This window comes from Cupriavidus sp. HE11, from assembly GCF_056097175.1.
In genome coordinates, this window is the sequence record NZ_CP184464.1 from 2736303 (window position 1) to 2758758 (window position 22456).

The 22456-nt window shown below is 64.6% G+C and carries 18 protein-coding genes and 1 other RNA gene; 9 read left to right on the forward strand and 10 right to left on the reverse strand.

The genetic code is table 11. The features are described from left to right. Positions 1 to 68: 68 nt before the first annotated feature. Positions 69 to 998: a LysR family transcriptional regulator gene (locus ACOABP_RS12665; RefSeq protein ID WP_474225386.1), complete on the forward strand. Its 930-nt coding sequence runs from the start codon at positions 69 to 71 to the stop codon at positions 996 to 998. On the opposite strand, the gene paeA is transcribed toward ACOABP_RS12665, so the two are convergent. Further along, positions 965 to 2290, reverse strand: a complete 1326-nt coding sequence (paeA, locus tag ACOABP_RS12670) for a polyamine export protein PaeA (protein ID WP_474225387.1) — start codon at positions 2288 to 2290, stop codon at positions 965 to 967. The two genes, ACOABP_RS12665 and paeA, sit on opposite strands and share 34 nt — an antisense overlap. An 86-nt stretch (positions 2291 to 2376) precedes the next feature. Continuing rightward, on the reverse strand, positions 2377 to 3339 hold the full coding sequence (locus ACOABP_RS12675; RefSeq protein WP_474225388.1) for a LysR substrate-binding domain-containing protein: 963 nt from the start codon (positions 3337 to 3339) through the stop codon (positions 2377 to 2379). A gap of 184 nt (positions 3340 to 3523) precedes the next feature. On the opposite strand from ACOABP_RS12675, the gene ACOABP_RS12680 reads away from it, so the two are divergent. From ACOABP_RS12680 to ACOABP_RS12695, 4 genes are all read left to right on the forward strand, one after another. Further along, on the forward strand, positions 3524 to 4801 hold the full coding sequence (locus ACOABP_RS12680; protein WP_474225390.1) for a D-amino acid dehydrogenase: 1278 nt from the start codon (positions 3524 to 3526) through the stop codon (positions 4799 to 4801). Positions 4802 to 4918: 117 nt separating this feature from the next. Beyond that, entirely contained in the window at positions 4919 to 5827 is a 909-nt protein-coding gene (locus tag ACOABP_RS12685) for a glutamate/aspartate ABC transporter substrate-binding protein (RefSeq protein ID WP_066739239.1), read from the forward strand. A 197-nt stretch (positions 5828 to 6024) separates the two neighbouring features. Beyond that, a complete protein-coding gene (locus ACOABP_RS12690) occupies positions 6025 to 6837 on the forward strand; it encodes a transporter substrate-binding domain-containing protein (protein WP_474225392.1) in 813 nt (270 codons plus the stop codon). 373 nt (positions 6838 to 7210) lie between these two features. Next, positions 7211 to 7870: an amino acid ABC transporter permease gene (locus ACOABP_RS12695; RefSeq protein WP_474225394.1), complete on the forward strand. Its 660-nt coding sequence runs from the start codon at positions 7211 to 7213 to the stop codon at positions 7868 to 7870. Here the strand turns inward: ACOABP_RS12695 and ACOABP_RS12700 are convergent. From ACOABP_RS12700 to cphA (ACOABP_RS12710), 3 genes are all read right to left on the reverse strand, one after another. Continuing rightward, the gene (locus ACOABP_RS12700; protein WP_474225395.1) at positions 7864 to 8373 is read right to left on the reverse strand and encodes an SRPBCC family protein; all 510 of its coding nucleotides are present in this window, start codon (positions 8371 to 8373) and stop codon (positions 7864 to 7866) included. The genes ACOABP_RS12695 and ACOABP_RS12700 overlap by 7 nt on opposite strands. Positions 8374 to 8548: 175 nt before the next feature. Continuing rightward, positions 8549 to 11119: a cyanophycin synthetase gene (gene cphA / locus ACOABP_RS12705; protein WP_474225396.1), complete on the reverse strand. Its 2571-nt coding sequence runs from the start codon at positions 11117 to 11119 to the stop codon at positions 8549 to 8551. Positions 11120 to 11152: 33 nt separating this feature from the next. Beyond that, positions 11153 to 13804, reverse strand: a complete 2652-nt coding sequence (gene cphA, locus ACOABP_RS12710) for a cyanophycin synthetase (RefSeq protein WP_474225398.1) — start codon at positions 13802 to 13804, stop codon at positions 11153 to 11155. A 275-nt stretch (positions 13805 to 14079) separates the two neighbouring features. Here cphA (ACOABP_RS12710) and ACOABP_RS12715 point away from each other — a divergent pair, with 275 nt between their 5' ends. Together ACOABP_RS12715 and ACOABP_RS12720 are read left to right on the forward strand one after the other, a co-directional pair. Next, positions 14080 to 16380 carry a cyanophycin metabolism-associated ABC transporter gene (locus tag ACOABP_RS12715; protein WP_474225399.1) on the forward strand — a complete coding sequence of 767 codons (2301 nt, stop codon included), beginning with the start codon at positions 14080 to 14082 and terminating at the stop codon, positions 16378 to 16380. A gap of 22 nt (positions 16381 to 16402) precedes the next feature. Next, positions 16403 to 16873 (forward strand): cyanophycin metabolism-associated DUF1854 family protein, encoded by a 471-nt coding sequence (locus ACOABP_RS12720; RefSeq protein WP_474225401.1) that lies wholly within the window; start codon positions 16403 to 16405, stop codon positions 16871 to 16873. A gap of 87 nt (positions 16874 to 16960) precedes the next feature. Here the strand turns inward: ACOABP_RS12720 and ACOABP_RS12725 are convergent, their stop codons facing one another. After that, positions 16961 to 17368, reverse strand: a complete 408-nt coding sequence (locus ACOABP_RS12725) for a hypothetical protein (protein ID WP_474225403.1) — start codon at positions 17366 to 17368, stop codon at positions 16961 to 16963. Between the two features lie 222 nt (positions 17369 to 17590). Here ACOABP_RS12725 and ACOABP_RS12730 point away from each other — a divergent pair, with 222 nt between their 5' ends. Continuing rightward, the gene (locus tag ACOABP_RS12730; RefSeq protein ID WP_474225404.1) at positions 17591 to 18784 is read left to right on the forward strand and encodes a lytic polysaccharide monooxygenase; all 1194 of its coding nucleotides are present in this window, start codon (positions 17591 to 17593) and stop codon (positions 18782 to 18784) included. A 101-nt stretch (positions 18785 to 18885) separates the two neighbouring features. Next, positions 18886 to 19257, forward strand: a complete 372-nt coding sequence (locus ACOABP_RS12735; RefSeq protein ID WP_474225406.1) for a hypothetical protein — start codon at positions 18886 to 18888, stop codon at positions 19255 to 19257. 88 nt (positions 19258 to 19345) lie between these two features. Here ACOABP_RS12735 and ssrA read toward each other — a convergent pair. The 4 genes from ssrA to ompA form a co-directional block, all read right to left on the reverse strand. Beyond that, positions 19346 to 19704: a transfer-messenger RNA gene (gene ssrA / locus ACOABP_RS12740) on the reverse strand. A 91-nt stretch (positions 19705 to 19795) separates the two neighbouring features. Further along, positions 19796 to 20452: a phosphoglycolate phosphatase gene (gene gph, locus ACOABP_RS12745; RefSeq protein ID WP_474227828.1), complete on the reverse strand. Its 657-nt coding sequence runs from the start codon at positions 20450 to 20452 to the stop codon at positions 19796 to 19798. Between the two features lie 2 nt (positions 20453 to 20454). Further along, on the reverse strand, positions 20455 to 21192 hold the full coding sequence (ubiG, locus tag ACOABP_RS12750) for a bifunctional 2-polyprenyl-6-hydroxyphenol methylase/3-demethylubiquinol 3-O-methyltransferase UbiG (protein ID WP_474225407.1): 738 nt from the start codon (positions 21190 to 21192) through the stop codon (positions 20455 to 20457). A gap of 196 nt (positions 21193 to 21388) precedes the next feature. Continuing rightward, the gene (ompA, locus tag ACOABP_RS12755; RefSeq protein ID WP_066739225.1) at positions 21389 to 22045 is read right to left on the reverse strand and encodes an outer membrane protein OmpA; all 657 of its coding nucleotides are present in this window, start codon (positions 22043 to 22045) and stop codon (positions 21389 to 21391) included. Positions 22046 to 22456: the final 411 nt, after the last annotated feature.

The following is a 22456-nucleotide window of genomic DNA, read 5'->3' on the forward strand; positions in this document are numbered from 1 at the left end:
TTTCCCTGGACAAACGAATTTCTTCCCCACATTATTCGCAAAATCTGAAAAATACAGAGACGCCTGCCATGCGCCACAACGTCACACTCAAGCACCTGCGCAGCTTCCTCGCCGTTGCCGAGACCGGCTCGTTCACGGCGGCGGCGTTGCGGCTCTGTATGACGCAATCGGCGCTTACGGCCACCATCCAGCAATTCGAGGAAGCCGTGGGCTTGCGGATGTTCGACCGCACCACACGGCGCGTGCACCTGACCAGCCACGCCGAACAGTTCCTGCCAGGGGCACAGCGCGCTGTGAATGGCGTCGACAGCGCGATATCGGACCTGCAGGCCGTGGTACAGGGCGAACGCGGGCATATCCGCATCTGCGCGGCATCGTCGGTGATCGGCCAGTTTCTGGTGCCCGCCCTGCCGCGCTTTCGGGACGCGTATCCCGGCATCACGATCTCGCTACGCAATCCCGCCGCGCAGCAGACCGAGCAACTGGTGCTGGAAGGCGAGGTCGACTTTGCCATCGACAGCAGATTCCACGGGCATGACGAGCTCGACTACACGCCGCTGGTGAAGGATTGCTACGGCGTGGTCTTTCACCGCGATTCGCCGCTGGCGCAGGCGGCGGGGCCCGTCACCTGGGATGCGTTGCAGCACGGCAAGTACGTCGGCTTCAGTGCCGATACGGGCATCGGCCGCTTTCTGCGCGGTCATGCCATGCACTGGCCCGAGCTGGCGCGCGAGCACGATGAAGTGGAGAGCACCGCCTACCTGTTCGCGATGCTCGCGCGTGGCGGTTATTACTCGGTGCTGCCGGCGCTGGCATACCAGCGCAATACATACCCCGAGCTGTTGTTCCGTCCGCTGCAGGGGCCGGAACTGCTGCGCGAGCTGTGCGTGATGACGCGACCGCTGCGCGCGCAGTCAGCCAGCGCGCAGCGGCTGCTTGGCATCGTGCGCGAGACGCTTGCCGGTCAGGAGATGCCGCCGGGGGTGTCGCTGGCCTGACCCTGCTGCGCACCCAGCCGCGACACCAGCAACTGGTCGATCTTGTGATGGTCGATGTCCAGCACTTCGAAGCGGAAGCCCGCCACGGTAATCGATTCCGACTTCTTCGGGATGCGTTTCAGCGAATAGATGACCAGCCCTGCGGCCGTATCGACGTAGTCTTCACCGGGCAGCGTATCGAGTTCCAGCGCCTTCTTCAGGTCCACCAGCGGCGTCAGGCCATCGACCAGCCATGACGTGGGATCGCGCCGAACGATCTGTTCGTCTTCGGCAGAATAGAGGATGTCGCCCATCAGCGCGCCGACGATGTCGTCCAGCGTGACAATGCCGACCACCAGCCCGTATTCGTTCATCACCACGGCAAAGCTCTCGTGCATCTCGCGAAAGCGCGTCAGCGACTCGGACAGCGTCAGCGTGTCCGGGATCACCAGCACGTTCTTGTCGTAGTGCTTGCCGATATCGTCCAGCACCGACGCGTTCTCGTTGGCAAGCAACAGTTGCAGGATCGCCTTGGAATCCATGCAGCCAAGCACGTCGTCGATGGTCTTGCCGCAGACCGGGTACTGCGCGTGCGGCTGCTTGACCAGCTTGCGGCGCACGCTGTCGGCCGACTCGTCTAGCGTCAGGAACACCACGTCGTCGCGCGGTGTCATGATCGCGGTGATGGGCTTCGAGTCCAGTTCGAACACGTTCTCGATCAGGTGCAGCTCGTGCTTGTGCAGCACACCGGCTTCGGCGCCGGCATCGACCATGGCCGCGATGTCCTCGGTCGTGATCTGGTCCACCGGCTTGGTCGGGATGCCCAGCAGCTTCAGCATCGCGTCTGCGGCCGCGTTGAAGATCCATACCACGGGCTTGAACAGCCGCAGCATCGTCAGCATCGGACCAATCACGTTGACCGCGCAGGTCTCGGGAAAGGTCATGGCCACGCGCTTGGGGATCAGGTCGGCAAACTGGATGAACAGCAGCGTCACGACCAGGAACGATCCGATATTGGCCACGCGCTGGGCGATGTCGGGACTGAGCCAGGGCAGCAGGGCGTCGAACAGCAGGTCGGAAACGTGCTTCTCGCCCAGGATACCGGCCAGGATCGCCACGCTGTTCACGCCGATCTGCACGACCGTGAAGAAATTGCCGGGCTCTTCCTTGAGCAGCAATACCTTGGTGGCGCGGCGGTCGCCGCGATCGGAGAGGACTTGGAGCTTGGTGCGCCGGGCCGCGGTCAGGGCGATCTCGGAGATCGAGAAGAACGCGCTCACCAGCACCAGAAGGACAAGGGTCAGGACGAACATAGGAAGGTCACGCGCCCGTCGGGGCGGATTGATGATGGTGTACGGCGTGGCGAACTGTCAATTGTCTGCTCAATGTCCGTGCAATGTCAGGGGGCCTGGCGGACCGTCGCGTCGAACTGTGCGGCAGGCGCCTCCAGCCGGTGGTCGAGCGTGGCGTCCAGGGCTTCGGCCGCGGCGGCGAACTGCGCGTGCATGTCGTCGACCAGGCTCGACGCGCCGCGATGGCTGGCGCGCAGCATCTGGATCTCGAAGCCCAGTTCGGGCTGGACATCGTGCAACGCCACATTGGCCGGATTGGCGCTCAGCGCCGTGTACTGGTCCAGCAGCGTCAGCCCAAGCCCGGCATCGACCAGGGCCAGCGCCAGCGAATATGTCTGCACTTCCAGCGTCGAATGCGGCTCCAGCGCATGGCGCGCCAGGGTCTGCCGGACCAGCAGGCCCAGCGAGCTGTCGTCGTCATAGCCAATGAACGGCCGCTCCAGCACCTTGCGGATCGGCACCACGCCACGTTTGCCACCGGCAGGCAGCGGCAGCGCACGCGGGACTGCCAGCAGCATGCGGCCCGTGGCTACGGGCACGCTGGAGATCGCCTCGTGGCGGGGTGGCGAGAAGGCGAAACCCACATCGATCTGGTTCGCCAGCAATGCCGCCACGATTTCATTGGTGTGGTGGGTCAGTACCTGGACTTGCGTTTCAGGATGCCGCGCGCAGAAGCGGCGCACGGCGGGCACCAGCAGCGGGTTTGCCAGGCTTGGCGTGGCGGCCACGCGCAGGCGCCCCGCGCCCTTGTGGCGCAGGCTCTCGGATACGCGGCGCACCCGCTCGATCTCGCCATATAGCCTTTCGACATCGCCATACAGTGCCTGGGCTTCCGGGGTGGGCTGCAGCCGGCCCCGCTGGCGATCGAACAGCCGGAAGCCCAGCGACGCCTCGGCATGCTGCAGGACTCGTGTGACCACGGGTTGCGAGACATGGAGCAGGCGCGCGGCCTCGCTGACGGTGCCGGTCAGCATGACGGCGCGAAAAACCTCGATCTGACGCAGGCGCATCGTTGTGGTGCCCGAAAAAAGCCGGTTTGGTGCGAAAAATGGTGCTTTGCACTACGGGTAGACCCGGGTGGCGGGACCCATAGCCTCAGGACATATTCTGGCACGTATTGGCATTGGGCAAGCCATGCGCAGTGCTCTACGCTCTGCCCCATCGTTTGAAATGGGAAGGCAAGGGCGAAGTCAGATGCGCGTAGCGATTGTGGGTGCCGGGGTGGTCGGCATGACTACCGCGTGGCGGTTGGCCAATGATGGTCACGAGGTAACGGTGGTCGAGCGCCACGATGGTCCCGGCGAGGAAACCAGCTTCGCCAATGGCGGCCAGCTCAGCTACAGCTATGTGGCACCGCTGGCAGGGCCTGGCGTGCTGTCGAAGGTGCCGGGCTGGCTGCTGGATCGCGATTCGCCGATGCGCTTCCGGCCGTCGATGGACCCGGACCAGTGGCGCTGGCTGATGGCCTTCGTGCAGGCGTGCAATGCCTCGACCAGCGAGGCCACCACGCGCAAGCTGCTGCGGCTGGCGTTTTATTCGCGCGACCTGATGCAGGCCTTTGTGAACCGGCCCGAGGCGCGCGAGGAGGGGGGCGGATTCGATTTTGCGCGGCGCGGCAAGCTGGTGGTGCATCGTGACGCGGCCGCCTATGACTCGGCATGCCGCTTGCTGGACTACCAGGCCAGCCTGGGTTGCGAGCAGCAGGCGCTGGACCGCGACGCAACCGTGGCGCTGGAGCCGGCACTGGCGGGCATCCGTCAGGAGATTGCGGGCGCCATCTACACGCCGAGTGAGGAAGTGGGCGATTGCCACCTGTTCTGCGTGTCGCTGGCCCATCTGTTGCAAGGCAACCCGGCCGTGACGCTGAAGTTCGGCACGCGGGTGACCGAACTGGTGCGCAGCGGCGATCGTGTGACAGGTCTGCGCACCGATCAGGGCGATATCGCCGCCGATGTGGTGATCGTGTCCGGCGGTATCGGCAGCGTGCCGTTGCTGAGGCCGACGGGAATCCGGCCGATGCTGTGGCCGCTCAAGGGGTACAGCATCACAGTGCCCATTGCCGATGGCGCGCGGGCGCCGCATATCAGCGTGACGGACTTCGCCAACAAGATCGTCTATGCGCGCATCGGTAATACGCTGCGCGTGGCGGGCATGGCCGATATCGTGCGCGGCGGGGCGATCATCGACCGCGAGCGTGCGCAGACGCTGGTGACGCAGACGCGATCGGTGTTTGGCAGCGTGATGAACGGCGCCGATCTCGATGCGCTGCAGCCCTGGGCGGGCTTGCGCCCGGCCACGCCGACGGGACTGCCGATGATCGGCGAATCGCGCCTGCGCGGGCTGTGGCTGAACCTTGGACACGGCGCGCTCGGGTTCACGCTCGCGATGGGCAGCGCTGGCCTGCTGGCCGATCGCCTGGCGGGCCGCACGCCGGCCATCGACGCCGAAGATTTCAGTGCAGCGTCGGCCTGACGCCTTCGGGCCAGTCTGACGCAACACGGGTTGTGCTGGAAGTTGAGTAGTACGTTGGGTAGTGAGATTGCCTCAAGTCTGAAGTCTATTAAACCAAGCCCCTTGAAGGAGCGAACCATGAAGTCACTGTCTGTCCGTTCGACCCCCATCCACCGCCTGCTGGCTGCCGCCGTGCTGGCCGGTGCCGCCGCCGGCGCCCACGCCGCCGATGGCGACACGCTCAAGAAGATCAAGGACAGCGGTGTGATTTCGCTGGGATATCGTGAATCGTCCATTCCGTTCTCGTATTCGGATGGCAGCCAGGTGATGGGCTACTCGCACGATTACCTGCTGGCGATCGTCGACAAGGTGAAGTCGACGCTGAACATGCCGAACCTGCAGGTCAAGATGACGCCGATCACGTCGCAGAACCGCATTCCGCTGGTGCAGAACGGCACGATCGACATCGAATGCGGCAGCACCACCAACAACACCGAGCGCCAGAAGCAGGTGGCCTTCTCGAACAGCCTGTTCATCTACGGCATCCGCATGCTGACCAAGAAGGACTCGGGCGTGACCGACTTCCCGCAGCTCAAGGGCAAGAACGTGGTGACCACGGCCGGCACCACCGGCGAGCGCCTGCTCGTGAAGATGAATGGCGAAGGCATGAACATGAACCTGACCAGCGCCAAGGACCACGGCCAGGCCTTCCTGATCCTGGAGTCGGGCCGCGCGGCGGCATTCGTGATGGATGAACCGCTGCTCTACGGCGAGCGCACCAAGGCCAAGAACGCCGCCGACTGGGTGGTGGCCGGTACGCCGCTGCAGACCGAGAACTACGCCTGCATGTTCCGCAAGGACGATCCGTCGTTCAAGAAGCTGGTGGACGGCGTGGTGTCCGATATCCAGAAGAGCGGCCGTGCCGAGAAGCTCTACACCAAGTGGTTCCTGCAACCGATTCCGCCGCGCAACATCAATATGAATTACGCGCTGTCGCCGGAGATGAAGCAGTTGTTCGCCGAGCCGAACGACAAGGCGTTCCAGTAACGCCTTGCTGGCGGGCGACCACCGGCCTTGGCGCCGGGGTCGCCCGCTGTGCAGAACTCGTTATATAGCCATTTCGAATCGTTATTTCGCCGTCGATAGTATTTGCGGTACCTTGGAGCCCGTTATAGGCTCATAGAGCCGTCGGCTTTCCCTCAAAAGGGGCGCCGGCACGCAAACCGCATCCCACTGGAGAAGATATGCGAACGATTCGATCGGGTTGGTTCAAATCCCTGCTTGCCACCGCCCTGGTAGCTGGCGCCACTGGCCTTGCCGCAACGGCCGCCCATGCCGCCGACCTGCTGGATACGGTCAAACAGGCTGGCGTGCTCAAGGTCGGCCTGGAAGGGACCTACCCGCCGTTCGGATATCGTGGCGCAAATAACGAACTGGACGGCTTCGATGTCGAAGTGGCGCGCGCCGTGGCTGGCAAGCTTGGCGTCAAGGCCGAATTCGTGACAACCGAATGGAGCGCGATCATCGCGGGTCTGCAGGCCGGCAAGTTCGACATCATCGTCAACCAGGTTTCGGTCACGCCGCAGCGCAAGCAGGTGCTGGATTTCTCCACGCCATACGTCTATTCGGCTGCCCAGCTGATCCAGCGCAAGGACGACAAGCGCGAATTCGCCTCGCTCGATGCGCTGAAGGGCCACAAGCTTGGCGTGAGCCTGGGCAGCAATTACAACGACCTGGCCAAGTCGGTGCCGGGCATCGACGTGAAGACCTATCCGGGCGCCCCCGAATACCTGCGCGATCTGGCCGCGCAGCGCGTGGACGCCGCGCTCAATGACCGCCTGATGGTCAACTACCTGATCAAGCAGGCCAACCTGCCGCTGCGCCCGGGCGCCGTGCTGCCGGGCGCCAACAGCGAAGTCGCCATCCCGTTCCGCAAGGACAACCCGAAGTTCGCCGCAGCCATCGACAAGGCGCTGGACGATCTTCGCAAGGATGGCACGCTGGCCAAGCTGTCGAACAAGTGGTTCGGCTCGGACGTGACGAAGCCGCTCAAGTAAAAAGGCAGCCGCAGCAGCCGGAAGCCGCAGACCCACTTGCGCAGTTTCCGGCTCCGGATGCGCCTCCAGTCGACGTGATACGGGTTGATGAGGATGTTGCACTCCTCCGGCGCGATCACGGACGGCACGACCAGGATTGCCGGGCGACCCTCGGCAATCCATTGTTCGCCAGCATAGGCACATCCCATGAAAGCCTGCGTGGATTTGGCCCGCCACCAGATCCTGTCCTCCGATGGTCCGCAGAGATTCGGACGCCGGGCGATAGCCCAGCGAGAACGGCTCCCAGTCAAGCTACTCGCCCCACTCGCGCCTGGCCCCGATCACGTATGATCGCGGCATTCCGGCTCCAGATTGACTGAATCCCACCCCAGCCATGTCCGCGCTCCAGCTCGTTATCGATTCGCTTCCCGTGTTGCTGCAGGGCACGCTGCTCACGCTGAAGTTCGCCGTGTTGTCGATGGCTTTCGGCCTGATGATTGGGATTGTGGTGGCGCTGATGGGGATTGGAAATCAGCGGATTCTCAAAGTGATGGCGCGCGTGTACGTCAGCATCATGCGTGGCACGCCGCTGCTGGTGCAGATCTTCGTCGTCTACTACGGATTGCCGGGCATCGGCATCGCGCTGGAGCCCACCCCGGCCGGCGTGCTGACGCTGAGCCTCAACGTCGGCGCCTATCTGTCGGAAAGCATGCGGGGGGCCATCCTGGGTGTGCCGCGCGGACAGTGGCTGGCGGCCTACAGCCTGGGCATGACCCCGGTGCAGACGCTGCGCCACGTGGTGGGGCCGCAGGCGTTGCGGCTGGCGGTGCCAAGCCTGTCCAACAGCCTGATCAGCCTGATCAAGGACACCTCCCTCGTGTCGGTGATTACCGTGACCGAACTGCTGCGCACGTCGCAGGAGATCATCGCGGCCACCTACCAGCCGCTGCCGATGTACCTGGCCGCAGCCGCGATCTACTGGATTCTCAGCACGGCCCTGTCGGCGTTCCAGCACGTGCTGGAACGGCGCCTGTCACTGCCGACGCGTCACTGACCCTGGGTTGCCGGTGAGGTTGCCGAAGACGAGGCAGGCGCGGGCGGTGGCTTGGGCGCCTCGACGTTGAGTTGGCGCCCCGTTTCCAGCAGCGTCTTCAGACCGGCCAGGATCAGCGGCCAGCCGCTGCGCCCACCTTGCAGGATCTGCTCGTCCAGCGGTTCCTGGTGAAGTTCGCTCACGGTCAGCCTTACGGCTTCGTCGCCCAGCGCGTCGATCTGCCATGTGACGACCACCTCGGGCAACTGGCGGAATGCCTCCAGCCACTCCACGCGCCAGGTGACCGACAGCCGGTAGGGCGGCTCGGCGGCCAGTACCACGCCCTGCGAGTCCACCTTGCCGTCATCCATGCGCAGCACGAAGGGGCTGCCTACCTGCCAGTCGGATTCGACGCGGCGCCCGAAGAAGTACTTCACACTTAGCACGGGGTCGGTCAGGGCCTGCCACACCTGTTCCGCCGTCGCGGCGATATAGGTGACGACAACGGTTTGCGGCGTAGTCATATGCGGTCTCCTCGTCGACGGGCGGGGCGGCGGCCGTTGGCGTGGCGATGGGAGTCGGTACGGGATACTGTCGCACCGAATGGCGGTGGACGGCAAGTGGCGGGGCAGAGAGAGGGGAGAGGGGAGGGGGAACCCTCTCCCGGCGGGCGGGAGAGGGTGGCGGCAAGTTGCCGGATTACTGCTGGGCGACGCGCTTGGCGATGTGGTCCAGCGCCTCTTCCACCTGGTCGATCAGGATCAGGCACAGGTCGCCCGGCTGCAGGCGCGCCAGGCCCGTGTCGATGGCCAGGAATTCGCCGCGGATTTCCTCGGTATGGCTGGTGCGTTGCGCACCGACCAGGCCTTCGCGCAGCAGCGCCAGTACTTCGCCGTCTTCACGGCCGCGCTGGCACTGGTCCTGGTACAGCAGCACGTCGTCGAACACGCCACCCAGGATCTGGGTCTGCTTGCGGATGTCCTCGTCGCGACGGTCGCCCGCCCCGCTGATGACCACCACGCGCTTGTTCGAAGGCATGGTCTGCACGGCGTTGCACAGCGCCTGGATAGCGTCGGGATTGTGGCCGTAGTCGGCGATCAGGGTGGCGCCCTTGTAGTCGAACACGTTGAAGCGGCCCGGCGCGGTGGCGGCGTCGTTGACGAACGTCGCCAGCGCGCGGCGGATCACGTTCCAGTCGATGCCCAGCGCCCATGCGGCCGCGATCGACGACATCGCGTTTTCCACCTGGAAGCCGATCGAGCCGTTGCGCGTGAGCGGGATATCCGCCAGCGCAAAGCGCATGCTGGTGTCGCCCTCGGTCGCCACGATCTCGGCGCCTTCCACGAACACCACGCGCTTGCCCTGGGCGCGGTGCAGCGCCATGGTCGGCAGGCCGGCATCGTGCGCGAAGAACGTGATCGAACCCGGGCAGGCATCGGCCATGCGCGCCACCATCGGATCGGCCGCGTTCAGCACGGCCATGCCGTGCGGCGCCACGTTCTGCACGATCACGCTCTTGAGAACGGCAAGGTCTTCCACGGTGCTGATGTACGACAGCCCAAGGTGGTCGCCTTCGCCCACGTTGGTCACCACGGCCACGTCGCAGCGGTCGAAGGCCAGGCCTTCGCGCAGCAGGCCGCCGCGCGCGGTCTCGAACACCGCGGCGTCCACGTCGGGGTGCAGCAGCACGTTGCGTGCGCTGCGCGGGCCGCTGCAGTCGCCAGTGTCGATGCGCTGGCCCTGGATGTACACGCCATCGGTACCGGTCATGCCCATGCGCAGGCCGTTCGAGGCCAGGATATGGGTGATCAGGCGGACGGTGGTGGTCTTGCCGTTGGTGCCCGATACGGCCACCACGGGAATGCGGCCATCGTCGCCATCGGTGAACATGGTCGAGATGATGGCTTCGCCCACGGCCCGGCCCTTGCCGTACGACGGCTGCAGGTGCATGCGCAGGCCCGGTGCGGCGTTGACTTCGACGATGCCGCCGGCCTGTTCCTCGAACGGCTTGAGCATGGTCTCGCACACGGCGTCGACGCCGCAGATATCCAGGCCCACCATCTGCGCAGCGGCTACCGCGCGTGCGGCGATGTCCGGGTGGACGTCGTCGGTGACATCGGTGGCGCTGCCGCCGGTGGACAGGTTGGCGTTGTTGCGCAGTACCACGCGCGCGCCCTTGGCCGGCACGGCGTCGGCGCTCAGGCCCTGCTTGGCCAGCGTAGCCAGCGCGATGTCGTCGAAGCGGATCTTGGTCAGCGACGTGGCATGGCCTTCGCCACGGCGCGGATCGCGGTTCACTTCATCCACGAGCTGGCGCACCGTGTGGGTGCCATCGCCAATCACCTGCGGCGGATCGCGGCGCGCCGCAGCCACCAGATGCTTGCCGACGACCAGCAGACGGAAGTCGTGGCCCGGGATATAGCGTTCGACCAGCACGTCCGTCGAAATGTCGGCGGCCACTTCATAGGCCGTCATCACTTCCTCGCGCGTGCGGATGCGCACGGCCACGCCCTTGCCCTGGTTGCCGTCGCGCGGCTTCACCACCACCGGGCCGTTGATCTCCTGCGCGGCGGCCCAGGCTTCCTCCGCACTGGTCACCGAACGGCCCAGCGGCACCGGCACGCCGGCCGCATGCAGCAGGGCCTTGGTCAGTTCCTTGTCCTGGGCGATCGATTCGGACACCGCGCTCGTCATGTCGGTCTCGGCGGCCTGGATGCGGCGTTGCTTGCTGCCCCAGCCGAACTGCACCATCGAGCCCTGCGTCAGGCGGCGATACGGGATGCCGCGAGCCACGGCCGCGTAGACGATCGAACCGGTGCTCGGCCCCAGGCGTACGTCCTCGTCGAGTTCGCGCAGGCGATGCAGCGCGTCTTCCAGGTCGAACGGCTTGTCGTCGCGCGCGGCCAGGCACAGCTGCTCGGCCAGCTCGAAGGCCAGGCGGCCAACTTCTTCCTCGCTGTACTGCACCACCACCTGGTAGGTGCCCGGTTCCAGCGTCGGCGCGGCATGGCTGAACGTCACCGGGCAGCCGGCCGCGGCCTGCAGGCCCAGTGCGGCGGCTTCCAGCGCGTGCGCCATGGACGGCGAGCCGGCCTCGTCGTCAGGGCGCATCGGGCCGATGCCCGGAAAGCGGGCGCGCAGCCGGTCTTCGAAGCCCGGCAGTTCGGCCAGCAGATGCGATTGGTCCGAGCACGCCACGATGGCTTCGATGGCGGTATGCCGGCACCAGAGATTCGGGCCACGCAGAGCCCGGATACGAGAGACTTCCATAGAATCGTTTGTCCGTTGTTCTTCCGGGCGGGATTACGCGCGGCGTCCGCTGCGGCCCATCCACTGGTGTACCTGCTCGACGGTGCTCTCGGTCGAGGTCTCGTCGCACTGCAGGACCAGCAGGTCACCGGCCACCAGTTGCGACAACGCGGCTTCCACCGCCTCGCGCCGACCGGCTTCGTCGATGATCTTCGTCACACGACGGCCTTCGTACAGGCCCTTCTTGAGCAGCGCGCGGGCTTCGGCATCGGGCAGGTCGCGGCGCACGCTGTGGTCTTCGCACAGGAATACGCGGTCGAACGACTTGCCGATCACCTTGCCCTGCTGCACCAGGTCTTCGTCGCGGCGCTGCACGCCGGCACCGAACACCAGCATGCGACGCTCGGCCGGGAAGCGGTCCAGCGCGGCGGCCAGCGCTTCCAGCGCCGGCGCGTTGTGCGCGTCGTCGACGATCACCGTGGCGCCCTGGCGCTCGAACAACGTGAAGCGGCCCGGCACATCCACCTGGCCCACATCGAAGGTAACGATGCCGGCGCGGATCAGGTCGTTGGAGATGCCCAGCGCCCAGCCCGTGGCAACGGCGGCCAGCACGTTCTCGATCTGGAACGCCACGCGGCCGGCGTAGGTCAGCGGAATCGCCGACACGTCGGTCAGTGCGCTTTCGCTGGCGCCGGTAGCCATGACCACCTTGCCCTCGCGCACGAACACGGCGCGGCGGCCGGCGGCGCGGTGTTCGACGATCGCGGGCAGGTCGGCCGACAGTCCGAAGAAGATCACGTCGCCATCGCACAGCCCGGCCATCTCGACCAGGCGCGGATCGGCGGCGTTCAGCACCGCCGCGCCGGTCTTGAGCACCACGTCGATCTGCGTGCGCAGCACGTTGTACATGCGGTCTTCATCCTCGACGTAGTAGTCGCCAAGGTGATCGGGCTGGCCGAAGTTCGTGACCACGCCCACCTGGCAGCGGTCGTACGGCAGGCCTTGCGAAAGAATCATGCCGCTGTCGTTCTCGAACACGGCCGCTTCCACCGCGCGGTTCATCAGGATGCGGTGGCCGGCGTCCCAGCTGGCTTTCTCGCCACGGTCGCCCTTTTCCACCTGGCGGCGGTCCAGGAACAGGCCATCGCTGCAGGACAGGCCCGTATGCTTGCCCGACAACTGCAGCAGGCGCGCCACGAGCTTGGCTACCACGGTCTTGCCGTTGGTGCCGGTAATGCCCACCACCGGAATGCGGCCGTCGTCGTCCACGCCGTTGCGGGTCGGGAACAGGTGGTCGACGATGGCGCGGCCCACGGGGCGCGGCTCGCCGTCGGCGGGCTTGATGTGCATCAGCAGGCCGGGGCCGGCATTGACCTCGACGATGGCGCCGCGCTGGTCGGCCAGCGGGCGCGAGATGTCCTCGGCCACCAGGTCCACGCCGGCGATATCCAGGCCGACGATGCGCGCGGCCAGCGCGGCATTGGCGGCCACGCTCGGGTGCACGCGGTCGGTGACGTCGAAGGCCACGTTGCCGTTGCGCTGGATCAGTACGGTGCGGCCCTCGGGCGGCACGGCGCCGCCATCGGCATAGCCCTGGCGCTTCAGTTCCAGGCGCGCGGCCGAATCCAGGCGCACCCGGTTCAGCGGGTGATCCTCGGTGCTGCCACGGCGCGGGTCCGAATTGATCTGCGATTCGATCAGCTCGTCGATGGTCTGCTTGCCGTCGCCCACGACCGACGCGGTCTCGCCCATCGCGCAGGCCACCATGCGGCCGCCCACGATCAGCAGGCGGTGCTCGTTGCCGGGCACGAAGCGTTCAACGATCACGCCGTTGCCTTCCTCGATGGCCACGGCATAGGCGGTCTGCACCTCGTCGCGCGTCATCAGGTTGGTGAACACGCCGCGGCCATGGTTGCCGTCGTAGGGCTTGACCACCACGGGCAGGCCGATGCTTTCGGCGGCATCCCAGGCGTCTTCGGCGCTGTCGACCATGCGGCCTTCGGGCACCGGCACGCCGCACGATTCCAGCAGCGTCTTGGTCAGGTCCTTGTCGCGCGAGATCGATTCGGCGATGGCGCTGGTGCGGTCGGTCTCGGCCGTCCAGATGCGGCGTTGGCGCGCACCGTAGCCGAGCTGTACCAGGTTGCCGTCCGACAGGCGGATCGACGGGATGTCGCGGTCGTCCGCGGCATCGACGATGCAGGCGGTGCTCGGTCCCAGGCAGTGTTCGTCGACGAGGTCGCGCAGCGTTTCCACGGCGGCGGCCACGTCGAACGGGCGGTCCTCGATGGCGGCCATGACCAGGTCCCGCGCGGCGAACAGCGCGGCGCGCGTCACCTGCTCGTGCCAGGCACGGACGATGACCTTGTAGACGCCACGTACCGGGGTCTCGCGTGCCTTGCCGAAGCCGCCCGGCATGCCGGCCAGGTTCTGCAGCTCAAGCGTGACGTGTTCCAGGATGTGCCCGGGCCAGGTGCCTTCCTTCAACCGCATCAGGAAGCCACCGCGCACGCCCGGGCTGCAACGGTGCTCGATCAGCGTGGGTAGCCACGCCGAGAGGCGCTCGTAGAACCCCGGAATCTTGTTGGAGGGGAAATCCTCCAGTTCGCCGATATCGACCCATGCCTCCAGCACCGGCCGATATGTCCACATATTCGGGCCGCGCAGCGACATGACATCGAAAATCTCAATGTCCTTCTTTTTCATTGAATTTGCTTGAGGCAGTGGGCGAGTGCCCGGGAAATGGAAAGCTAATCTTTCATTAACGTTACTGTAGCCTCAGGGTTGACCCTTCGTTACCCTTTGAGACCGGCAACGCATTGTGCAGCGCACCAAGGCGCCCGCTTGTTTGCGTTATGTATACTTGCGGGCAAAATTGCGGGCCGCCAGCCTGGCGAACCGCTTAAATTGTTTCAAGTTATGTCCGTATTTGATCCGTTTTTGGGTCTGCGGACGCGCTTTTATCGCTTTTTGCGCCAACAATGACCCAGTCCTCCCCGTCTGCTTCCAACCACCCCGGCCCGCAAGGTCCCTGGGCTGCCGAACTTGGCACCGGCTTGCCGCCCGGGGAAACCGTCCTGGCCGGGCTGACGCTGGACCTGGACGCAAGGCTGCATTTTACCCAAGGGTGGCTGGTTGTGACGGATCGTCGTCTGATCTCTCGCGCCCCAGGGGAAACCGCGCTGCAAAGCTGGGATATCGCCCCCGGCCTGACCCTTGCCCACGGCGACCACGCCGGCGTCGGCACGCTCGAACTGGGTGATGGCCGTCAGCGCCTGGCCAGCTGGCGCTACACGCTTGGTTACAATCCTGACGCATTGCGGCTGGCCGACCAGTTCGAAGCGCGCCGCGACCTGTTGGCAACCGGCCATTCCGCCGAGCCGGATGCCGACATCTGCCCGACCTGCAAGGCGCCCATTCCGCCGGGCGAAGAGCAGTGCCCGCAATGCAGCCGCGAACTGGAAACCCCGCCGTCCACCTGGGCTCTGCTGCGCCTGTGGCGCTTTGCGCGGCCCTATCGCTGGGAACTGCTGGCCGGCTTCGTGCTGCTTCTGCTGGGCACGGCCGCCACGCTGGTGCCGCCTTACCTGACCATGCCGCTGATGGACAAGGTGCTGATCCCGTATCAGAACGGCCTGCCGATCGACTATGGCCTGGTCAAGCTGTACCTGGCCGGCCTGCTGGGCGCCGCGCTGGTGGCCTGGGCACTGGGCTGGGCCCGCACCTACCTGCTGGCGCGCGTGTCGGAGCGCATCAGCGCGGATCTGCGCACCACCACCTACGAACACCTGCTCAAGCTGTCGCTCGAGTATTTCGGCGGCAAGCGTACCGGCGACCTGATGGCGCGCATCGGCTCCGAGAGCGACCGTATCAGCGTGTTCCTGTCGCTGCACCTGCTCGATTTCGCCACCGATGTGCTGATGATCGCGATGACGTCGATCATCCTGATTTCCATCAATCCTTGGCTGGCCCTGGTCACGCTGGTGCCGCTGCCGTTCATCGCGTGGATGATCCACCTGGTGCGCGACCGCCTGCGGCACGGCTTCGAGAAGATCGACCGGATCTGGTCCGAGATCACCAACGTGCTGGCCGATACGATTCCGGGCATCCGCGTGGTCAAGGCGTTTGCCCAGGAAAAGCGCGAGGTGGCGCGCTTCCGCGAAGCCAATCGTCACAATCTGGCGATCAATGACCGCGTGAACGCCGTGTGGTCGCTGTTCACGCCGACCGTGACGCTGCTGACCGAAGTAGGCCTGCTGGTGGTCTGGATCTTCGGCATCTGGCAGGTCAGCCATAACGCGATTACCGTCGGCGTGCTGGTGGCGTTCCTGACCTACATCAGCCGCTTCTATACGCGTCTGGATTCGATGAGCCGGATCGTGTCGGTGACCCAGAAGGCGGCCGCTGGCGCCAAGCGGATCTTCGACATCCTCGATCACGTGTCGAGCGTGCCCGAGCCGCAGAAGCCCGTGCGCCTGGAAAACGTGCGCGGCGCCATCGAGATGCGCGACCTCGGCTTCCGCTATGGCAACCGCGCCGTGATCCGGGGCCTGAACCTGACGATCGAGCCGGGCGAGATGATCGGCCTGGTGGGTCATAGCGGGTCGGGCAAGAGCACGCTGGTGAACCTGATTTGCCGTTTCTACGATGTCTCCGAAGGCGCCATCCGCGTGGATGGGGTCGATATCCGCTCGCTGCCGGTATCGGATTTCCGCCAGAACATTGGCCTGGTGCTGCAGGAGCCGTTCCTGTTCTTCGGCACGATTGCCGACAATATCGCCTACGGCAAGCCCGATGCCACGCGCGAGGAGATCATCGCCGCGGCCCGCGCCGCGCACGCGCACGAGTTCATCCTGCGGCTGCCGCACGGCTATGACTCGCTGGTCGGCGAACGCGGCCAGGCGCTGTCCGGCGGCGAGCGCCAGCGGATCTCGATTGCCCGCGCGCTGCTGATCGATCCGCGCATCCTCATCATGGACGAGGCCACGTCGTCGGTGGACACCTCGACCGAGAAGGAAATCCAGAAGGCACTGGACAACCTCGTGCAGGGCCGCACCACGATTGCCATCGCGCACCGCCTGTCGACACTGCGCAAGGCGGACCGCCTGGTGGTGATGGACCGTGGCCAGATTGTCGAAGTGGGCAGCCACGACGAACTGCTGGCCCGCGAAGGCGCGTACTACAAGCTGTATCAGGCGCAGGCGCGCAATGTCGACACCGATGTGGATGACACCAGCACCGGCAATCAAGCCGAAGCCGGGGAGGCCGTCAGTGCCCAGTAATTCATCAGTTCAAGAAACGGCTATGCAAACGCCCGAATTCACCCTGTCGCGTAACAGCCTCGGCAAGCTCGTGCTGACGACCACTGACGGTACGCAGCACGAGGGCGTGGTGCCCGTGCGCGCGTTTCCGATCTCCGCCGCCGACGATGGCGTGGGGATGATGAGCGCCGATGGCAAGGAGCTGGCGTGGATTCCGCGTCTGGACACGCTGCCGGCGCCGACCCGCGAACTGATCGAGGCCGAACTGGCCTCGCGCGAGTTCATGCCCGAGATCCGCAAGATTCTTGGCGTGTCGACCTATGCCACGCCCAGCGTCTGGACCGTGCAGACCGATCGGGGCCAGACAGACCTGGTGCTGCGCGGCGAAGAGGACATTCGGCGGTTGACGGGCACCACGCTGCTGATTTCGGACAGCCACGGCATCCATTACCTGATCCGCGACCAGCTCGCACTGGACAAGCCCAGTCGGAAGATTCTGGATCGTTTCCTCTGATCCGATCGCTGGCTGATACGAAAACGGCACGCCTGGGCGTGCCGTTTTGCATTTGTGCGGCCGATGCGCCCGGCCGGGGCCTGGCGGTCAGTGCAGGACGGTGGGCGAGTCGTCGTCTTCCTCGTCGTCCCAGTCCTCGTATTCAAGCGGGGCGTCGGGGGCCATGTCCCAGACCATCGAATGGAACCGGACGCTGAACCATTCCCGGAACATGGCCAGCGACAGGGTTTCGGGCCAGACCGAATCGTCGAACCACTCGCCCAGCATGAATTCGAAAAACGAGCGCCAGCGCTTTTCCACCCAGCGCAAGGCGTTCTCGGGCGTGTCGGCGACTTCCGCGGGCAGCAGGAAGACACTGGCGTCGTCACGCACCTCGCTGAGCGTCAGCGTGGGCACGGGATCGGGGTCCACCGCCTGAATCCAGTCGAGAAACGGCTGCTCGGGCAGCAGCATGACCATGGATCGGCTGACAGTGAAGCGGGGGTGATCGGACATGAGGGCAGGGCGTAAAACAGCGACGGCCTATTGTAGCTGCCATGCGCGCGGCAACCGCATGGATTCGCGTATGGATTCGTATTCGCCATCCGTTTGACCGTCGGCATGGCAGGAGCCAGTTTAGGACGATTCCGATTTCTTCAGCGTTCTGGGGCGCGTCAAATCGCGCAGCCATTCTCAACGAATGGCGAGGATCCCATCAACGTCTCAAGGAATTTCGCAATGTCCCACAAGGCAATCGGCATCACATGCCTCGTGCTTGCCGCAACGATCGCCCCGCTTTCCGCGCAGGCGCACGGCACCATGGAGCTACCCGCCAGCCGGGTGCTGACCTGCTACAACGAAGGCGCCGAACAGCCACGATCGGGCGCGTGCAAGGCGGCCCGGGCAGTTGGCGGCGCGCAGCAGTTCTACGACTGGAACGGCGTTCGCCAGGGCAATGCCGCAGGGAATCATCGCGCATTCATCGCGGATGGCGAGCTTTGCTCGGGCGGTTCGGCAAGCTTCCGCGGGCTGGACCTTGCGCGGCTCGACTGGACGCAGACATCGATCGTGCCCACGGCCGCCGGCGACCACACCTTTGTCTGGCGCGCCTCCGCGTCGCATGCCACGCAGTATTTCAAGTACTACATCACGCGCGATGACTGGGATCCGGGCATCCCGCTGCGCTGGAGCGATGTTGAAGAATTTGCGACGGTGTCGGGCGCGCAGGCCACGAAGGAAGGCGGCAGATACCACATGAAGGTGCAGCTGCCGCCGGGCAAGAAGGGCAGTCACATCATCTACAGCATCTGGCAGCGCAGTGACAGCCCGGAGGCGTTCTACGCGTGCGCCGACGTCAAGTTCCCCGGCGACGGCCTGGCGGTTCGCGAGATCGGCTGGGAGGATCAAGGGGTGCTGGCGGCCAAGGGCGATCTGGTGGTGGGCACGAAGCTGACATTCCGTGCCCTGGATGCCATGGGACGCGATGCGGGCAAGCATGTGCTGACGATCACCGCAGCCAACGCCAAGACCCGCACGTGGGCCTATCAGCTTGCCCAGAAGGTCAATTTCGAGTCGCGGATTTTCCGCATCGGCGAGTTGCAGGCGCGCAATGGCGCGTCGAGCATCGTGCCGCTGAGCTCGGCCACCGCCAACCGTGTGTATCTGAGCAAGTCGTACGCGGGATATCGCTATGAAATCGACAAGGAGGCCCCGAGCGCAAGTGGCCGATCCGGCCGTGGCTCCGGCGGCATGTCGACGGGATTGCCCGACGGGAGCACGCTCGATACGTGGCGCGAGGGCCCTGCGTATGAAACGGGTCAGGCGGTCACGTACCAGGGCAGACGCTACGTCTGCCTGCAACGTCATACCGCCTGGCGCGGTGCAGGATGGACCCCTGCGGTGAGGCCGGCCTTGTGGCGTTTGATTCGCTAAGTGTTGTATTTTCGCCGGAAGCTGTTCGAATCTGTTCCGATCGCTTCAGTTTTCGGCGAAATTGGCCGTCATTGTTGGCATACGGGGTTAGGAGCCGTCTGATGAGCTTTACCTTTCTACCGCCTGGCGACGCCTTCATGCCGACCATGACGGAGCGTTTTGCCGAAGCGGAAAAAATCGAAGATCGCGCCGAGCGCTGGACTGCCCAGGCAGGGATCGCGCTGGATACGGGCGACATGTACCTGGTTGGGCTGGTGCTGTTCAAGGCCATCCAGGAATTCGGGGTAGACGCGTTCGCGACACATTCAGGCGAGTCGCACGCGTTGCTGCAACGACTATGGATGCCAGGCATGGTCGGCTCGGTGGATCATGCGAAGCGTCTCTACGTACACCTGGGCGTCAGCCTGCCCGTGGACCGCTACTACGCCGCCCGGCTCGAAAGCATGCCGGTCGATGGAGTTGTGGTGCATTGACGGGAAGTACGAAGCAAAAAAAACGGGCCGCGAGGCCCGTTTTTCATTGCCCTGGACGGTGATGCGTGTCCGGGGCGGTGCAGTGTACTGGTGGAGCCGGCGGGAATCGAACCCGCGTCCGCAAGCCCTCCACAGAGAGTTCTACATACTTAGTTCTGTCATTTGATTTAACCGGCGCATCGCGGACGAACACGCTCTACGACGGCGAGTCACTAGGTTTTCGTCCTCGGGCCCGTGACACTCCCGAAGCTTATCTGACGTAAATGACCTCGCTGGTTCTTGCGAACCCTAGCCCGTCAGCGAGCCAGTGCGAGGACGGCGGCCCTTAGGCTGCCAGTGCGTAACGTTCGTCGTTAGCAGTTATTGCATTCCCATTGATTAACGAGGTGACGGGTCCTCGGTATGCCCTCACTGCTTCGTAACCCACGTCGAAACCAGGTCGGCCCCAATGTGCGCTGTGAAACGCGAAAGAAAGCGGATTGTACCCGGTTTCGACGCCTGTGGCGTGCCTCCGGTTCCGTACCTGACAGCTGGGGGCTCAGCCCAGCAATTCAAGCAGTTCGGCCGGGTGATGGATCAGGTAGTCCGCGCCCCAGGTGTCCGGCGGCTCGCCCTCGCCGCAATATCCGTAGGCCGCTGAAACCGTGGCCATGCCTGCGGCCTTGCCGGCCTGGATGTCGCGCAGGTCGTCACCGACATAGAGGCAGCGTGCCGCTGCCACGCCGCTCAGTTCGGCGGCATGCAGCAGCGGGGCAGGGTGCGGTTTGGCGTGCGGCGTGGTGTCGCCGCTCACCACTGCCGATGCGCGCGGAGCAAGGCCGATGGCGCGCACCAGCGGCACCGTGAAGCGCGCAATCTTGTTCGTGACAATGCCCCAGGGCACGCCGTCGGCCTCAAGCTTTGCCAGCACCGCATCCATGCCCTCGAACAGGCGCGTATGCACGGCGATATCGGCCTCGTAGTAGTCGAGGAAGGTATCGCGCAGGGCAGGAAACTCGGGGTCTTCAGGACGCTTGCCGAAGGCCGCGCCAATCAGCCCGCGCGCGCCGTGCGAGGCCACCGGACGAAGCTTCTCGTAGGCGACGGGCGCCATGCCGTGTTCCACCACAAGCCGGTTGGCTGCGGCAGCGAGGTCGGGGGCCGTATCGGCCAGAGTACCGTCGAGATCAAAGAAAACCGCGTCGAACTTAGCCATCGTCATGCCACCTTCCGAAACGCCATCATGTAGTTCACGTCGGTATCGCGACCGAGCGAATAGATCTGCGTCAATGGATTGAAGGTCATGCCGCGCATCTCAATCATCTCCAGTCCGACATTGCGCGCAAAGCGGGCCATCTCGGACGGCGTGATGAATTTTTGAAAGTCGTGCGTGCCGCGCGGCAGCATGTTCAGCACGTATTCGGCGCCGACGATGGCCAGCAGGTAGGCCTTCAGGTTGCGGTTGATTGTCGAGAAGAACACGTGGCCACCAGGTTTGACCAGCGTCGTGCAGGCCCGCACGATCGATTGCGGATCGGGCACATGCTCGAGCATTTCCATGCAGGTCACCACATCGACGCTGGCAGGCGCGCGGGCGGCCAGGTCTTCCACGGCGATTTCCTCGTACGTGACGGCCACGCCAGATTCCAGGCTGTGCAGGTCGGCAACCTTCAGCGCCTTGGCGGACAGGTCGATTCCCCTGACCGTCGCGCCAATGCGCGCCATGCTTTCCGACAGGATGCCACCACCGCAACCCACATCGATGACCTGCTTGCCCGACAGATGCGCGATGCCGTCGATCCAGCCCAGGCGGAGCGGGTTCAGATCGTGCAGCGGTTTGAATTCACTGTTGGGGTCCCACCAGCGGTGGGCCAGCTCGCTGAACTTGTCGATCTCTTTCGGATCGGCGTTGCGGCCGGTTGGGGTCGAGGCGTTGAGGGTGGTCGAATGCGACATCGTTGGCGCCGCGCGGGCGGCAGTCTGATGAAAAGGCTGCGGCAACTTTACCAAAAAAACAGTGCCACGCCGAATATGGCGGGCCAGACTCGCTGCCGGTGAAAACCGCCGGGGGCAGGGCGCAGGAAAAGCCGAAAATATGGGCGAAAAAAAAGCCCAGCATATGCTGGGCTTTTCGTCATCGGAGAGGATCCGATTAACGTGCGCTGCGGGTGCCGACCACTTCGACTTCCACGCGACGGTTCGGCTGCTGGCAGGCGATCTGAGCGGTGCGGTTGCCCTTGCACGACTTCGGATCAACCTTCAGCTGACGCTTGCCCTTGCCTTCGGTGTAGACGCGGTTGGCTTCAACGCCCTTGCTCACCAGGTAAGCCTTGACCGATTCAGCACGACGGATCGACAGGCGATCGTTGTACTTGTCCGAACCGAACGAGTCGGTGTGGCCAACGGCGATGATGACTTCCAGCGTGATGCCTTGCAGCTTCGAGACCAGGTCGTCCAGCTTGGCCTTGCCTTCGGGCTTCAGAACAGCCTTGTCGAAGTCGAACAGCGTATCAGCAGCGAAAGTGACCTTCTCGCTGGACACAACCGGCGGAGCGACCGGGGTCGGTGCCGGAGCCGGAGCAGCAGCCGGAGCCAGTGCGCCATCGCACAGGGCATTAGCCGTTGCCGGGGTCCAGGAGCTGTCGCGCCAGCAGAGCTCGTTCGTGCCATTCTTCCACACGTACTCGCTCGTACCGTTGCCCCAGTTATCGTTCACTGCCTTCTTTTCGTAGGGGACGGACTGGGCTTGAGCGGATGCAGCCATTACTGCGGTAGCTGCAACGAGCGCGAGCTTGGCAAATTTTTTCATATTTCTCCTCTCAGGATGAGATCACCGCAGGGTTACTGCGAGCAAATGGACGAAAACAAGTCATACATTCTTCGGAGTATAACATTCTCGATGTGGTGGATGCTCCACTTCGAACAATGTCTGGCTCTTCGCTGGGGAATTGTGCCACAAGGCTCGTTTCCTAAGAAGTAAATATATTCGATTCAACCACGTGGTTTTAGGCCTGTGGTGTTTGTGCAACATCCGTCTTGCGGCGCCTGCAAACCCTTGTCCCGTCTGGGTTGCAGGGTGCCGGGGGTGGGCGCGGAGAGCGCCGGCGACGGCCGCGCGGGGGTGGTTCCGGCGGGGGCGGGAAGGGGTTCCGCGCGTGATAGAATGCCATGTTGGCCCGTCGCCGGCATGGAGTCTTCATGCCGTCAGATTCACGGGCTT